This is a genomic window from Enterococcus sp. 2201sp1_2201st1_C11_2201SCRN_220225, assembly GCF_040925905.1.
GTDB lineage: Bacteria > Bacillota > Bacilli > Lactobacillales > Enterococcaceae > Enterococcus_C > Enterococcus_C asini_A.
This window is the reverse complement of sequence record NZ_JBCOJC010000002.1, coordinates 1-14,254: the sequence shown is the minus strand read 5'-3', so window position 1 is coordinate 14,254 and position 14,254 is coordinate 1. Positions and strand designations below refer to the sequence as shown.

General features: G+C 38.7%; 11 protein-coding genes and 1 pseudogene. 11 read left to right on the top strand and 1 reads right to left on the bottom strand.

The genetic code is table 11. The features are described 5' to 3' along the window. From AB5754_RS00910 to AB5754_RS00895, 4 genes are all read left to right on the top strand, one after another. Entirely contained in the window at window positions 1-1,290 is a 1,290-nt protein-coding gene (locus AB5754_RS00910) for a PTS sugar transporter subunit IIC (protein ID WP_368251329.1), read from the top strand. Continuing rightward, on the top strand, window positions 1,287-2,306 hold the full coding sequence (locus AB5754_RS00905; RefSeq protein ID WP_368251328.1) for an SIS domain-containing protein: 1,020 nt from the start codon (window positions 1,287-1,289) through the stop codon (window positions 2,304-2,306). Before AB5754_RS00910 ends, AB5754_RS00905 begins: the two co-directional genes overlap by 4 nt. Before the next feature lie 15 nt (window positions 2,307-2,321). After that, the gene (locus AB5754_RS00900; protein ID WP_311833013.1) at window positions 2,322-3,617 is read left to right on the top strand and encodes a 6-phospho-beta-glucosidase; all 1,296 of its coding nucleotides are present in this window, start codon (window positions 2,322-2,324) and stop codon (window positions 3,615-3,617) included. A gap of 282 nt (window positions 3,618-3,899) precedes the next feature. Beyond that, window positions 3,900-5,501, top strand: coding sequence for a PTS transporter subunit EIIC (locus AB5754_RS00895; RefSeq protein ID WP_368251327.1), 1,602 nt, complete (start codon window positions 3,900-3,902; stop codon window positions 5,499-5,501). Between the two features lie 34 nt (window positions 5,502-5,535). Here the strand turns inward: AB5754_RS00895 and AB5754_RS00890 are convergent, their stop codons facing one another. After that, the gene (locus tag AB5754_RS00890; protein ID WP_368251326.1) at window positions 5,536-6,294 is read right to left on the bottom strand and encodes a MurR/RpiR family transcriptional regulator; all 759 of its coding nucleotides are present in this window, start codon (window positions 6,292-6,294) and stop codon (window positions 5,536-5,538) included. Window positions 6,295-6,327: 33 nt separating this feature from the next. Between AB5754_RS00890 and AB5754_RS00885 the strand changes: the two genes are divergently transcribed. The 7 genes and pseudogenes from AB5754_RS00885 to AB5754_RS00855 form a co-directional block, all read left to right on the top strand. Further along, window positions 6,328-8,001, top strand: coding sequence for a sugar phosphorylase (locus AB5754_RS00885; RefSeq protein WP_368251325.1), 1,674 nt, complete (start codon window positions 6,328-6,330; stop codon window positions 7,999-8,001). Between the two features lie 5 nt (window positions 8,002-8,006). After that, window positions 8,007-9,137, top strand: coding sequence for a glycerate kinase (locus AB5754_RS00880; RefSeq protein ID WP_368251324.1), 1,131 nt, complete (start codon window positions 8,007-8,009; stop codon window positions 9,135-9,137). Next, window positions 9,130-9,975 (top strand): Cof-type HAD-IIB family hydrolase, encoded by an 846-nt coding sequence (locus AB5754_RS00875; protein ID WP_368251323.1) that lies wholly within the window; start codon window positions 9,130-9,132, stop codon window positions 9,973-9,975. The genes AB5754_RS00880 and AB5754_RS00875 overlap by 8 nt, the downstream gene beginning before the upstream one ends. Then, window positions 9,959-10,432, top strand: a complete 474-nt coding sequence (locus AB5754_RS00870) for a PTS glucose transporter subunit IIA (RefSeq protein ID WP_368251322.1) — start codon at window positions 9,959-9,961, stop codon at window positions 10,430-10,432. Before AB5754_RS00875 ends, AB5754_RS00870 begins: the two co-directional genes overlap by 17 nt. A 300-nt stretch (window positions 10,433-10,732) precedes the next feature. After that, window positions 10,733-12,613, top strand: a complete 1,881-nt coding sequence (gene asnB / locus AB5754_RS00865; RefSeq protein WP_368251321.1) for an asparagine synthase (glutamine-hydrolyzing) — start codon at window positions 10,733-10,735, stop codon at window positions 12,611-12,613. Between the two features lie 406 nt (window positions 12,614-13,019). Continuing rightward, window positions 13,020-13,712 (top strand): TetR/AcrR family transcriptional regulator, encoded by a 693-nt coding sequence (locus AB5754_RS00860; protein ID WP_368251320.1) that lies wholly within the window; start codon window positions 13,020-13,022, stop codon window positions 13,710-13,712. A 3-nt stretch (window positions 13,713-13,715) separates the two neighbouring features. Next, window positions 13,716-14,254: pseudogene (locus AB5754_RS00855) on the top strand (ABC transporter ATP-binding protein); the annotation flags it as partial.

The following is a 14,254-nucleotide window of genomic DNA, read 5'->3' as shown; positions in this document are numbered from 1 at the left end:
ATGAATAAATTTGTGGAGTTTGTTGACCAAAAGGTATCCCCGCCGTTAATGAAACTAGGTGAGAATCGTTATATGGTTGCCGTTAAGAATGGAATGATTCTGACTGTCCCGTTCACTATTATTGGATCTATTTTTATGGTCTTAGCTCAGTTTCCAGCAGAAGGGTATCAGTCATTCATTGAACCGTACAAAAATGTTTTGATGGTTCCAACTTCAGTAACTTTTAACATTTTGGGGTTAATCGCCGTTGTAGGGATTAGTTACAGTCTCGCAAAAGTATACCAAATAGACTCAATTCGAAGCGTATTGATGTCGCTTGTCTGTTTTCTGCTAGTACAAACGGGTTTGAATGAAGAGGGCGTATATATCTTAAATACCGGAAATTTTGGGACACTGGGTGTGTTTGCAGCAATTATTGTTTCGTTTATTGTTGTTGAACTGTATCGTTTTTGTTTGAAGCGGAATCTTTCAATTAGAATGCCTGAGACTGTTCCCCCGGCCATCGCTAAATCCTTTGAAATTTTGATGCCATTACTTTTGTCTATTAGTCTTTTTTGGGTGATTAGAATTCTTTTAAATTTTGATATAAATGCCGCATTGAACGCACTTTTTAGCCCACTTGTAATGGGACTTAACACATTACCGGGAATTATTTTATTTATGTTCCTCCGTTCTTTGTTATGGTGTGTTGGTATCCATGGTGGAGCTGTTTTATCAGTTGCAGATCCAATTTTCTTAACTATGTTAGGTGCTAATGCTGAAGCCTTTGCTACTGGTCAACCGGCACCATATATTACAGCAGCTGGTTTTGTCAATTTCATCTTTATAGGTGGTGGTGGAGCCACTATGATGCTTGTAATCTTTATGATGTTTTCAAAAGAAAAAGGATTGCGAACTTTGGGACGATTATCTTTCCCTTCCAGCTTATTTGAAATCAATGAGCCTATTGTATTTGGAGCCCCAGTAGTATTAAATCCAGTTCTGATGATTCCGTATACGCTATGTAATTGTTTATTAGCGATTATTGCCTATTTGTTAATGCATTTCAATTTAATCGGTCGTCCGGTAGCTACAGTTCCATGGACAACCCCACCAATTTTAATGCAATACCTAACAGCCGGTGGTGATTGGCGAGCTGCTGTATATGGTGTGTTTGCTCTTGTTCTAACTGGTGCAATTTACTATCCGTTCTTTAAAATGCTTGAGAAGCAACGTTTGGAGATTGCGGAATTGGAAGAAAAAAGTGAACTAACAGCAGTGGAAGTAGTTTCTGAGGTAGAAGTACGATGAATAGTAATAACAAGATGAATCACTTTATAGAGCAACAATTCTCTTTGCTTCCTCAATTATTAGAAAGAGAAATAGAGATACCAAATCTAGAAGATATTCCGAACATAATCATATTCGTGGGCTCGGGAAGTTCATTGAATGCAGCTCGCATAAGTGAACCTTATTTTCGGGCTGCTGGCAATAAGAACATTTTCTTCATGTCACCAAGCCAATATCTCCCCCAGATGGATAAATTGGAACGGCATTTTTTAGTGGCTATTTCTCAAACTGGAACAAGTATTGCAACAATTACGTCAATTGAGAGAGCAGCGCAAGCAGGAAATCCTACAATATTGATCAGTGCTACACGTAACCTAGAGAAAAGAGAAAAGGCTTCTGCATTTATAGATTTGTATTGTGAAGATGAAAAAATTGGTCCGAAGACAGTTGGGTTTACTGCTACTCTTGTACGACTGATTCAATTAGCAGAAGTTTTGTACCAGTCATCTGGACGACCTTGCAACTTTGTTAATGAGCTGAGAGAAAACATTCGATTGCTTCCAGTAGTAAAAGCAAATACAGAACAATGGATTGAAACTCACCAAGATTGGGCTAAGGCCCCTTATCTTACCATAACTTCGGATGAATCATTCAAAGCAGTTATTGATGAAGGTGCATTGAAGTTACTTGAGACGTTAATGGTTCCAGTTACATCTTATGAAATTGGTGAATTTACTCATGGACCTCATCGTTTAATCCATAAAGGGAGTTTTCATATATATTTTGGATTGGATAATACAGAAAAATTATCTAAAAAAGTTGCTGAATATACTCGTAAAGTACAGGGAAAAGTCCTATATCTAGGTTTTAACCACAGTGATATTAATTTGAACGTTGTTCAAAAATCTTGTGGAGCTGAAATAGTCGTGTCATTAGTATTTCAAGTATTAGCCAATGAATTGGCATTACTCGGAGGATTTAATCCCGACGATAAAGTTCATTCGAATTTCTTTAGCTATATTGGAACAAAAAACTAAATAGGAGATGGAAAAATGTCATTAAATATTGCAATTATCGGAGCAGGTAGCGTCTACACCCCAGAAATTATTGAAGGGTTCGCAAATAATAAAGAAAAATTACCAGTTACAAAACTGACTGTGATGGATATTAATCCGGATCGCTTGGAAATTATGTATAATTTCTTAAATCGATACAAAACATTTCATAAATTAACATTTGATATTGTTAAAACCACTGATTTGGTTGAAGCAGTGAAGGGGCAAGATTTTGTATTAACTCAGATTCGGGTAGGTGGAAATCAGGCCCGCATTAATGATGAAAAGATTCCGTTGAAATATGGGGTGATTGGCCAAGAAACAACAGGACCTGGTGGATACATGAAAGCATTGCGAACTATCCCTGCTATTTTAGAGATTGCAAAAGCAGTAGAAGAATATAATCCAGATGCGTGGCTAATTAACTATGCTAATCCGACAGGCGTTTTAGCTGAGGCAGTCCGAAATTACGCTGATATTAAGTTTATTGCTTTATGTGCTGGAGGTATGCGCCCTCGGACATGGGTTGATTGGGCATTAGGTGTGGATTATCGAGACGTTAAGTATGATTTTGTTGGTCTGAATCATATGAATTTTGCTTATAATATTCGTGTAAATGGCCGAAAAATTACTAAGGAAGAATTTGACAAAGTTGCTGATATTCATGAAACGGTTTCACCAGAGTTAATCAAGGAGTTAAATGCATTACCGAGTCTATATTGTCAATACTACTTCCATAGAAATAAGAAATTCAATGAACTGAAAAATGCAGAAAATACCCGAGGAGAAATTGTCCTTTCTCTTGAGAAAGAAATATACGAAGCCTTAGCAAATTCTGAACAACATGATAAACCAGAGATTCTCAAGAATCGTGGTGGTGGTGGCTACAGTGAGCTTGCACTGAATGCATTATCTGCTATTTATAACGACGAAGATATGTGGGTTGTAGCCAACGTAAAAAATGAACGAGCTATCGAATTTCTACCGTACGATGCCTCTGTTGAAACACCTTGTGTACTGAATAAAAACGGTATTACTCCATTAGTACAAAATAATATTCCAGAGGGGGTTTATGGCCTGGTATCAGGCGTCAAGAACTACGAAAGCCTGGTAGTGAAAGCTGCTGTAGAAGGTGATTATGGGAAAGCGCTACAAGCTATGGTTGCTCATCCATTGGTTGGTGATTACGATATTGCAAAACCTATGTTAGATGAAATGCTACTAGCGAACAAAGAATACATCCATCCGAAGCTTACAGAAAAACTTATCAACAAAGTTGCTATTTTTAGCTAAATTTTAAAAAATAGCTGTTTTTATCAGAAACGAATAAGATATATCTGATTAATTAATTTATATATAAATCAAAAATGTAGCTTTCACTACTAAAATCTTAGTGAGAGTTACATTTTTTTATTTTTGGATTTGTAGATAATCTCAGTGATTTTTGTGTATAACTTTACCTATTTGTGTACATATTTAATCCTTGTACACAAAATCTATTCTGCTCCAAGTTTGTTGTATAATCCAAGGGCAGTCTTTATACTGATGATGAATTAAAGAAAGGGGATACAAAAAATGAAAGAATATCTTCAAAAATTGGGAAAATCCTTAATGATGCCAATATCCATTATTGCGGCAGCGGGGATTTTTTTAGGGATTGCCTCTGTCTTACAAAACCCTAATATCGTGGGTGAAGGCTTTGTGGCAATTTCAGGTGTTCAAAATACGATTGGTTTTATTCGAGCGATTGTAGGGGCACTCTTTGGCAATTTGCCAATTTTATTTGCAGCTTCAGTAGCAATTGGTCTTGCTAAAGGAGAAAAGACAACCGCAGCTTTTGCAGCAATTATTGGTTTTATTTTGTTCCATGTGACCATTAGTTATTTTCTTAGTTTAAAAGGTATTACAGCTGCCACAATGTCAGTAGAAGCGCTGATTGAAAGTGGTCAGTCTACGTTAGAAGCGACTAGAACCGCCTCCCTTTATGAATCAGTACTGGGAATTTTTACTTATCGAATGAATGTTTTCGGTGGTGTAATCGTGGGGATGTTAGTAGCGACAGTTCATAATCGTTTCTATAAAACAGAATTACCCATGGCGATTAGTTACTTTGGTGGGAAGCGACTAGTTCCGATTATGACTACAGTGACAGTTCCGATACTTGGGATTTTAATGTACTTTGTTTGGCCGTTTTTAGGTAAAGGAATTGAAGGCGTGGGGAATTTAATTGCAGATTCTGGAGCATTTGGAGTCTTCTTATTCGGTGCCATTGAACGTCTGCTAGTGCCAACTGGCTTGCATCATATTTTAAATCAGCTTGTGCGTTTCACACCAATTGGTGGCGTGGCTATGCTTGATGGTGAACAAGTGGTAGGTGCTTTGAATATCTTCAATAAATTATTAACAGAATCTGATCCGAACATGGATATTATGCGAGAAGCAACTCGTTTCTTAGCACAAGGTAAAATTCCATTTATGGTCTTTGGTTTACCGGCCGCTTGTTACGCTATGTATAAAACCGCTCGTCCAGGGGAAAAGACTCGCGTAAAAGCCTTGCTATTAGCTGCGGCCATTGCAAGTTTCACTACTGGGATTACTGAACCAATTGAATTTTCCTTTATTTTTGTTTCACCAATTTTATTTATCTTCCATGCGTTGATGTCAGGTCTTTCATTTATGCTAATGAATTTACTAGGGGTTTCAATTGGGAATGTGCAAGGAGGAGCAATTGACTTAGGAGTTTTTGGTATCTTACGTGGTTTAGAAACTCATTGGTACTTTGCTGTCATAGTGGGTATCTTTTATGCCTTTGCTTACTACTTTGTCTTTAAGACTGTGATCTTACGACGTAATGTAAAAACTCCTGGTCGTGAAGATGAGACGGAGCCAGTTGCTGTGACAGCAAGTAACACTACAAAGGGGAGCTCTGCAACAGATATGGGCACCACTATCGTTACTGCATTAGGTGGAACGGAAAATATCCAATCCATTGATAACTGCTTCACTCGTTTGCGACTTGTTCTCGTTGATTCTGAAAAAATTGACGAAAAGGCGTTGAAAGCAACCGGGGCTGCGGGAGTTATGAAACTTGATGACAAAAATGTTCAAGTTGTTTACGGACCGCAAGTGGAAGGAATTGCCTTAAAAGTCAAAGATGCAGCTCATATGGCGGAATAAAAAAGTTGGGTAGAGAGAATTCTCTACCCAATCTTTAAATCGTTCCTTGAAAGGCAGCGGAGTAGTATTTTTTCAAATACTCTGTGAAAAGCGTGTTGCCAATATAGTGAAAGCTTAAGCGATCCGCTACATCAATCCCATCAATTACTACTTTCGAGGTCATGGCGTAGAGCTGAAAGTTGGTAATCCGACTCAGTTTGTTTTGAGAAAAGCCGGTAATGCTGACGGTTTGAGCACCGGAAATATTGGCAATATTCACCGGTTCAATGGTGTTTTCCGTCTCGCCACTAATACTAAAGGCAATTACCAAATCATTTTTTGTTAACTTTCTGGCTGCGTGACGCATCATGTGAGGCTCCCAAAAGATATGAGAATTTTTGCCGACTACTTGAAGATAGTTGTGCAGCTCTTCTGCCGGTAAACGAGATAAACCTACTCCGAGTATCAAAACTTGTTCGGCTTCAAAAATTACTTGATTGATTTCATCGATAATTTGTTGGTTAAGCAATTGTTTCGTTTTAACCAATTGATCATCTAGTGAAGTGAAATCAGAAAAACTCTGTTCCTCAATAGTCGTGATGTAGAGTGCTTCTTTAAAATCAGAGTAGCCTAAAAAGCCTAGTTTTTTACACATTCGGGTGATGGTATTAGGTACGGTAAAGAAGGTCTCGGCTACTTCGCGAATGGTGATTTGCTGAATTTCTTTTGCATGGGCTAAAAAATAAGCAAGAATCTCTTCTTCGTTTTTATTTAGTAAATGTCGATTTAACTTTAACAATTGATAAAAATACATGGAACCACCTCATAGGAAAGGATATAGGACAATATGGATATAAAAAAGAAAATTGATGATAAAATTACCAATATTTATGCTACAAAGTCAGAGCAAGAGGTTGCGAAGGGAATTTTTGCAGGGATTTTAGCTAAGTATAGCAAAGAAACCTTTAAACAGACAAATCGTCTTAGTCAAGAGAATGTCTACTTGATTACGTATGGAGATAGTTTTATCAGTGAGGATAAGACACCATTGGCCACTTTAAATGAAATTTATCATCAAGTATTGTCTAATAGTATCTCGGATATTCACTTGTTGCCGATGTTTCCTTATACTAGTGATGACGGTTTTTCTGTTACAGATTACTTAGCCATTAATCCTGATTTAGGCTCATGGGAGGATATTGAAAATTTAGCTCAAGACAAACGATTGATGTTTGATTTTGTGGCTAATCATATGTCAAAATCCAGTCCTTGGTTTCAAGATTTCTTAAACAAAGAAAATGGCTTTGACAAAGCGTTTATTGAATACGATCCAGATTTTGATACAAGCAATGTGACGCGACCAAGAACGTCACCCTTATTTCATGAGTATGAAAATAAGGAAGGAAAAACGCTTAAGGCTTGGACAACTTTTAGTGAGGACCAAGTTGATTTAAATGCTAAAGATCCCGCTACTTTGGGTAAGTTGACAGAAGTCTTATTGGAATATGCTTTACGAGGTGCAGATTCCATTCGTTTGGATGCCATTGGCTTTTTATGGAAAGAAAGTGGTACGACGTGTATGCACTTGGTCCAAACTCATGAGATTATTCAATTATGGCGCCTGTTACTAGACGAGCTAGCGCCGAATGTTCAAATTATTACGGAAACCAATGTACCTCATGTGGATAATATTAGTTATTTTGGGGATGGAGACAATGAAGCCAATCAAGTGTATCAGTTTCCATTACCACCCCTTGTGTTGTATAGCTTTATAACAGGCGATGCTAGCAAATTATCTCATTGGGCTAAAGGAATCCACAAAGTATCTGACACCGCAACCTATTTTAACTTCTTAGCTTCCCACGATGGAATCGGTTTGCGACCAACAGAAGGTATCTTAACAGATGAAGATCGAAACCTATTGGTGCAGCGGGTCATGGAAAATGGCGGGAAAGTATCTTACAAAAATAATCCCGATGGTAGTCAATCTGTTTATGAAATGAACATTAACTACAGTGAAGCGTTAAAAGATGTAAAAAATGAAGCAGACACACCAAAGAAAATGATAGCCGCCCATCATATTCTGTTATCTGTAATTGGTGTTCCAGCTATTTACTATCATTCGATTTTTGGTTCTAAAAATGATCTTGTTGGAGCTGAATCTTCTGGCATCAATCGGCGCATTAATCGGGAGAAATTAAGAGAAGGCCAACTGCTAAACCAATTAAAAACGGACCCTTATCGAAAAACAATTTTCACTGGTATCACTGATTTGATTGAGATTCGTAAACAAGAAACGGCCTTTGATCCTTACGGTGAGCAAGAAGTCTTAGCAAGTGCTCCAGAAATTTTTGCCATTAAACGAGGTCAAGGCCAAGAGCAAATTACTTCTTATACCAATGTTAGCAATCGAGAGATCACCATTGAGAATGTGGTAGGGACAAATGTTATCACTCACGAAAAAATCTTAGGGACTTTAACATTACCACCATATGGCTATGGGTGGATAAAGAAAGGGTGAAGGCCATGAAATTGTTAGCTGCGATTGATTCTTTTAAAGGAAGTGCCACGTCAAAAGAATTAAATGAAGCTCTTTTAGCGGCAGTGGATCATCCCATGATTACTGAAAAAGTTAGCATACCCATTGCAGACGGTGGTGAAGGGACATTACAAGCCATCCAAGAAGCACTGGGAGGCGAGCTTGTAAGCGCGAAAGTACCTGATTTAACCGGTGCATTGATCGAAGCTCCCTATTTAATCACCGATTTTGATGGGCAAAAAACCGGAATTATTGAGTCTGCCATGATTATTGGCATTGATCGAATCACTCCAAGTAAAGAAACGATTCGCAAGACAACTTCTTTAGGTCTAGGGATTTTAGTCGCTCAATTAGTGAATCAAGGAATTGAAAAAATTATCATCACCCTCGGCGGTTCTGGAACGTCTGATGGAGGATTAGGCTTTTTGGCAGGGATGGGCGCATTCGGAATAACCAAAGAGCAACAAAACCCATTATTTTCCACGAAGGCTATTCAACTGGAGGCTGCTTTAGCAAAACTAGCAAACGTTGAATTAATTGCGTTGGCAGATGTGACCAATCCTTATGTGGGGGACCAAGGCTTTTCCATGATTTTTGGCCCTCAAAAAGGGGGGATCCCTGATTTACTTAAGGAAATGGACCGTCTTGCCGTATCCATTGCCAAAGATCTTAGCCGTTATACTTCAAGTGACATTGCCACTACACCAGGAGCAGGAGCTGCGGGAGGCTTAGGCGGGGCGATTTTGGCCCTTGGTGGAAAAATCCAACCAGGTTTTGCTACCATTAGCCAGTTGATTGGCCTAGAGGAACAAATTGCTCAAGCAGACTTAATCATCACTGGAGAAGGCAGCTTAGATGGGCAAACGGAAAAAGGGAAGGTACCTTTTGGTGTTGCCCAATTAGCCAAAAAAAATGGCAAACCTGTCTTTGCTCTGTGTGGAAAAAGAAGTGTAGAGATTGGCGCTATGGCTTCTTTAGTTTCAGGAGCCTATGCCATTCAGTTGGGGCCAGTTAGCCTTAGTGAAGCCATGAATCGAGAAAATACCTTACAAAACATTGGGATTACCGGTAGCGAATTGGTGAATTTATTTTTGGAAGGAGTTAGCTATCATGATTAAAGCAGTGGTTGTGGATATGGATGGCACCTTTCTAGACGATCAAAAGTGTTACGATCAAAAAAGATTTATGAGTCAGTATCAAGAAATGAAGCAATTGGGCATTAAATTTGTGGTGGCCTCTGGAAATCAATACCAACATCTGCTTTCTTTTTTTCCTAATATCAAAGATGAAATTACCTTTATTGCCGAAAATGGAGCGAAAGTAATCGATCAAGGAAAACTAATTTATCAAAATCCGATTCAACCTGAAAAAAGGCAACAAGTCTTGCAACTAATTGAAGACAAAGCAATTTTTTCTGGCTATCGTTTGGTTATGTCCGGGGAAAAAGGGGCCTATATTCAGCAAAATGCTCCTTCTGCCTATCGCAAAAAAGCCGATTATTTCTATCGTAATTTAGTAGAAGTTGCCGACTATCAAGATGTGCAAGATGTGGTTTATAAATTTGCCTTCAATTTTGCTCCTGAAAAGTTGCAACAATGTGAAGCCGAATTAAACACTTTTTTTGCCGGTGAATTGATAGCCATGACGTCGGGCCATGAAGCCATCGATTTAGTAAATGTCCACTCAGGAAAAGACGTGGGTATCCAGGTTTTGGCAGATTATTGGGGACTTCCACTGGATGAATTTGCCGCTTTTGGCGATAATCTAAATGATTTTTCCATGATTAAAAGAGTGGGTCATGGTTATGTGGTAGCCAATGGGCGGGCTGAAGTAAAAGCCATTGCCGATAAGATTATTGAATCCAATAATCAAAGTGGTGTTTTAAACGAGATTGATCAAATCATTGATTCGATAAAAAAGCAAATTAGGAGTGAACAAAATGTTCGGTGTATTTAAGAAAAAGAAAACAGAAACAGAAGTATTGTCACCGGTAAATGGTGAAGTAATCAAAATAGAAGAAGTAGCCGATCCGGTTTTCAATCAAAAAATGATGGGGGAAGGGTTTGCTGTGAAGCCTGTCAATGGAGAAATCAGTTCTCCAATCAGCGGTGTCGTCAAATCAATCTTTCCCACGAAACACGCTTTGACCATTGAAGGAGCAAATGGCCTTAACTTGTTAATTCATGTAGGTTTGGATACGGTGGCTCTTAAAGGTGAGGGCTTTCGTTTGCAGGTTGCGGAAGGGCAAAAAGTCAATGCAGGGGATGCTCTTTTGTCAGTGGATTTAGAAGTTTTAAAAGAGAATGTTAAGGACAATACAGTAATTGTGGCTTTTCCTGAGCAAGCTGATTTGCAAGTTGTCGTTAAGGAAGGTGTGGCAACAAATAAAAGTGTTGCGGCGATGGTGAAATAAAAAGCACTTAAAAAATGTTTTTTACAATAAGAGAAGAAATGCGGTCTATTATTTAGTAGATGGCATTTTTTCTTTGTTACTACTTGTAATTGGTTTTAACAAATAAAAATATCTGTCTGCAAGAAATTCTTAGAAAACCACTTCTTTTCCCACAAATTTTTCTCGATAATGATTCTTTTGGAAAAAATTTATGAAAAAAAGTAAAATTTTGGCTTTCCTTTTGCATGTAGACAAATCCTAAGCTATACTTTGAAAGTCGGAACTAAAATTAGAATGAGATATTGAGAGAGGGTATAGCGTGTGTGTGGAATAGTAGGGTTTGTTGATGGCTCGCCCGTGACAGTAAAAGAAAAAATCGTTAAAGAGATGATGGATACCATTGTTCACCGGGGACCAAACAGTGCCGGTCAATTTGTGGATCAAGGCGTGGCGTTAGGCTTTCGTCGCTTGAGTATCATTGACCTTGAAGGTGGTACCCAACCAATCAAAAATGAAGATGGTACCAAAATCATTACTTTTAATGGTGAAATTTATAATTACCAAAGTATTCGCAAAGATTTAATTGAAAAAGGGCATGTTTTTACCACCCATGCAGATACCGAAGTGCTATTACATGGCTATGAAGAATACGGCGTGGACTTGTTGCAAAAAATTCGGGGCATGTTTGCCTTTGTAATTTGGGATACGGAAAAACAAGAATTATTTGGCGCTCGCGATCATTTTGGGATTAAACCGCTCTATTATACAGAAATGAACGGGACCTTTATGTATGGTTCTGAAATCAAGAGTTTCTTGAAACATCCTAATTTTGTGAAAGAATTAAATAAAGAAGCCTTGAAACCGTATATGACCTTCCAGTACTCTGCTTTAGATGAAACCTTCTTTAAAAATGTTTATCGGATTAAAGAAGGCCATTACTTCACTTATAAAGAAGGCCAATTGGACATCCAACAATACTGGGATGTAAAAGAACAAGAAACCGATATGACTTTGGAAGAAACGGTGGATTTAATCGATGATACTGTGGTGAAATCCGTAGAAGCCCATCGAATTGCCGATGTAGAAGTTGGTTCTTTCTTATCTTCTGGGGTGGACTCTAGTTATGTCACGGCAGTTTTGCGCCCTGAACATTCCTACTCCATTGGTTTTGGAGACAAGACCTACAATGAATCCATTGAAGCGAAAAAATTAACGGATTTAATTGATTTGAACAATACTTCTCGGGTAGTCACTGGTGATGAAGCCTTTGATTATTTCCCATTGATTCAATATCATTTGGATGAACCAGACTCCAATCCATCTTGTGTGCCTTTGTATTTCTTGACGGAACTTGCCAGTCGAGACGTGCGGGTGTGCTTAAGTGGGGAAGGGGCCGATGAATTGTTTGCTGGCTACAGCGCTTATGGGATGAACACTCACTCAAAAGCGGTGAAAGTGGTAGCAGAAGGCTTGAAAAAATTGCCGAAAAAAATGCGTTACAGCATTGCCAAAGGATTAAAAGGCAAAACGTTCAAAGGAGCGTTGCATTTGTACACTTCTTTAGCTCCTGCTGAAGAATTCTTTATCGGTCAAGCCAAAGTCTTTGAAGAAGACGAAGCCGCTTCTTACTTACAAGACGAATTTAAAACTAGCCCAACCATTCGGGATATTGTGGATGTGCATTATGCCAAAGTCCAAGATATGTCTGAAATTAAAAAGATGCAATACTTGGACATGCACCAATGGATGCCTAAAGACATTTTGTTAAAAGCTGACAAATTGGCCATGGCTAACTCATTGGAAGTCCGGGTACCGTTATTGGACAAGGAATTGATGAAAGTCTCTGAAATTGTGCCAACCAAATACTTGCTCAATGCGGAAAACACTAAGTTTGCTTTCCGTCAAGCTGCAGCCCGTCATTTGCCAAAAGAATGGTACAATCGTGAAAAATTGGGCTTCCCAGTACCGATTAAAGACTGGTTGCGAGAAGAAAAATATTATCAAATCGTGCGCAATGTCTTCACTCAAGACTTCGTGAAAGAATTCTTTGACCAAGAAAAAATTGTGAAGCTCTTAGATGATAACTTTGCGGGAACGGTGGATGGACGTCGGAAAATCTGGACCATTTACACATTCTTGACTTGGTATCAAGTGTACTTCATCAATGATGGCACAAAACCTACCCCTGGTGAAGCTGCTTAAGAGATTGAAATAAGGGATAAAAGCTGTGAAGAGCAATCTTCACAGCTTTTTTGTCTAGCTCGCTAAATTCTGTGATCTGCGCTGAAGTTTCTAATTAAGAAAGGGCATTTAAATGGTGCCGGCTAAAGGTGTCATTAGAAGTCATCTTATTGTTTTGCTTTTTCAAATGGTAAAAAAACATTGAAAATTTTTTCGCAGGTTTTCTTTTTGTAATCCCTGCCATTCCTAGTGTGACAATACTTTGTGAAAAAAAGGTAGCAAGGTTTATAAAAAAGTGGGTGTTTTTATAAAAAATTCAAACAAAAATCCTTGCATTCTAAAGGAAAGAGCGTATAATGACACATTGTCACATGACGAAGTGTCATTTGTGTTATAAATCGTATTTTAAATAGTAAGGAGGGAAATCATGCCCAAGGAAACCTTTTTTCATCTGTCAAAAGAAAAACAGCAACGGATTATGAAAGCTGCGAAAAAAGAATTTTCCAGAGCGCCTTTAGGAGAGGCTTCTATTGCACAAATCATCAAAGATGCAGAAATTCCCAGAGGTAGTTTCTACCAGTACTTTGAAGATAAAGAAGATCTTTACTTCTATTATTTTAAGAGTATGCACCGCAATTCCAGAGAAGAATTACGGATAGCTATGGAACAAGCCAATGGAAACTTGTTTGATGGGTTTGAGCTGTATTTCTCCAAAATGGTCACCGATGTCATCCAAGGACCAGATGGGGCGTTTTATCAAAATCTCTTTATGCACATGGACTATCGCTCCTTTCATAAAGTGGCGCCGCCTTTTGGGAGACATCCTGGTCACTCAGTGCAACAGCATAAAATGCAAGCGGAAGAATGGCAGGCTTTTTACGACAGTGTAGACTTGTCCACTTTGAAGCTGAACAATCAAGAAGAGCTAAAGACGCTGGTGAAGTTGTTGATGCATGTGGTCTTTTCTACTGTGGCAGACGGGTACCGTCAGTTGCAAGTAGAAGACAAGGAACTTGACGTATCAAAATTTGAAAGTGAGTTCCGTCTAAAATTAAATTGGTTAAAAAACGGTGCTGCCAAAGAAACCATTGACCAAAATGAACAAGGTAAGGAAGGTTAAGCCATGAAACTATTTAAGTATTTAAAGAAATATTGTTATGCCATCTTGGCTGCGCTGGTACTGCTGGTCATCCAAGCCCATAGCGATTTGACATTGCCAAGTATTACGTCAGAAATCGTGGACGTAGGGATTCAACAAGGGGGGATGGAAAACGTCACTCCAGATAAGATTCGGGAATCCACCCTGTCAGCGATTCAGTTGTTTATGACCGATGAAGAAAAAGAAACCATCGCGGACAACTACAAAAAAACGACTGAAACAGTGGACGGCAAAGACGTAGCCGTTTATGAACTAAACTTGCAAGATGGCATGACCAAAAAAAAACTGGATAAAATTTTTGAATTGCCCATGATGATGCTAGCAACTTCTCAATCCGATGAAGAAAAGAGTCCAGCAAAAGACATCTTAGATAGCTATCAAGCCATGGGCACTGATGGGACAAAGGCAAAAGAACTTGGCGAACAAGCAAAAACTTTAGCCGAACAAGCCCAAACTGCGGGAGCTGACGCACAAAAAGCTGCGGCTAGTGGTGATATGGCCAC

What these genes read in the sequence shown, in the direction of transcription:
- AB5754_RS00910 (WP_368251329.1), top strand. Translation starts at nt 1, where the DNA reads ATGAATAAATTTGTGGAGTTTGTTGACCAAAAGGTATCCCCGCCGTTA.
- AB5754_RS00905 (WP_368251328.1), top strand. Translation starts at nt 1,287, where the DNA reads ATGAATAGTAATAACAAGATGAATCACTTTATAGAGCAACAATTCTCT.
- AB5754_RS00900 (WP_311833013.1), top strand. Translation starts at nt 2,322, where the DNA reads ATGTCATTAAATATTGCAATTATCGGAGCAGGTAGCGTCTACACCCCA.
- AB5754_RS00895 (WP_368251327.1), top strand. Translation starts at nt 3,900, where the DNA reads ATGAAAGAATATCTTCAAAAATTGGGAAAATCCTTAATGATGCCAATA.
- AB5754_RS00890 (WP_368251326.1), bottom strand. Translation starts at nt 6,294, where the DNA reads ATGTATTTTTATCAATTGTTAAAGTTAAATCGACATTTACTAAATAAA.
- AB5754_RS00885 (WP_368251325.1), top strand. Translation starts at nt 6,328, where the DNA reads ATGGATATAAAAAAGAAAATTGATGATAAAATTACCAATATTTATGCT.
- AB5754_RS00880 (WP_368251324.1), top strand. Translation starts at nt 8,007, where the DNA reads ATGAAATTGTTAGCTGCGATTGATTCTTTTAAAGGAAGTGCCACGTCA.
- AB5754_RS00875 (WP_368251323.1), top strand. Translation starts at nt 9,130, where the DNA reads ATGATTAAAGCAGTGGTTGTGGATATGGATGGCACCTTTCTAGACGAT.
- AB5754_RS00870 (WP_368251322.1), top strand. Translation starts at nt 9,959, where the DNA reads ATGTTCGGTGTATTTAAGAAAAAGAAAACAGAAACAGAAGTATTGTCA.
- AB5754_RS00860 (WP_368251320.1), top strand. Translation starts at nt 13,020, where the DNA reads ATGCCCAAGGAAACCTTTTTTCATCTGTCAAAAGAAAAACAGCAACGG.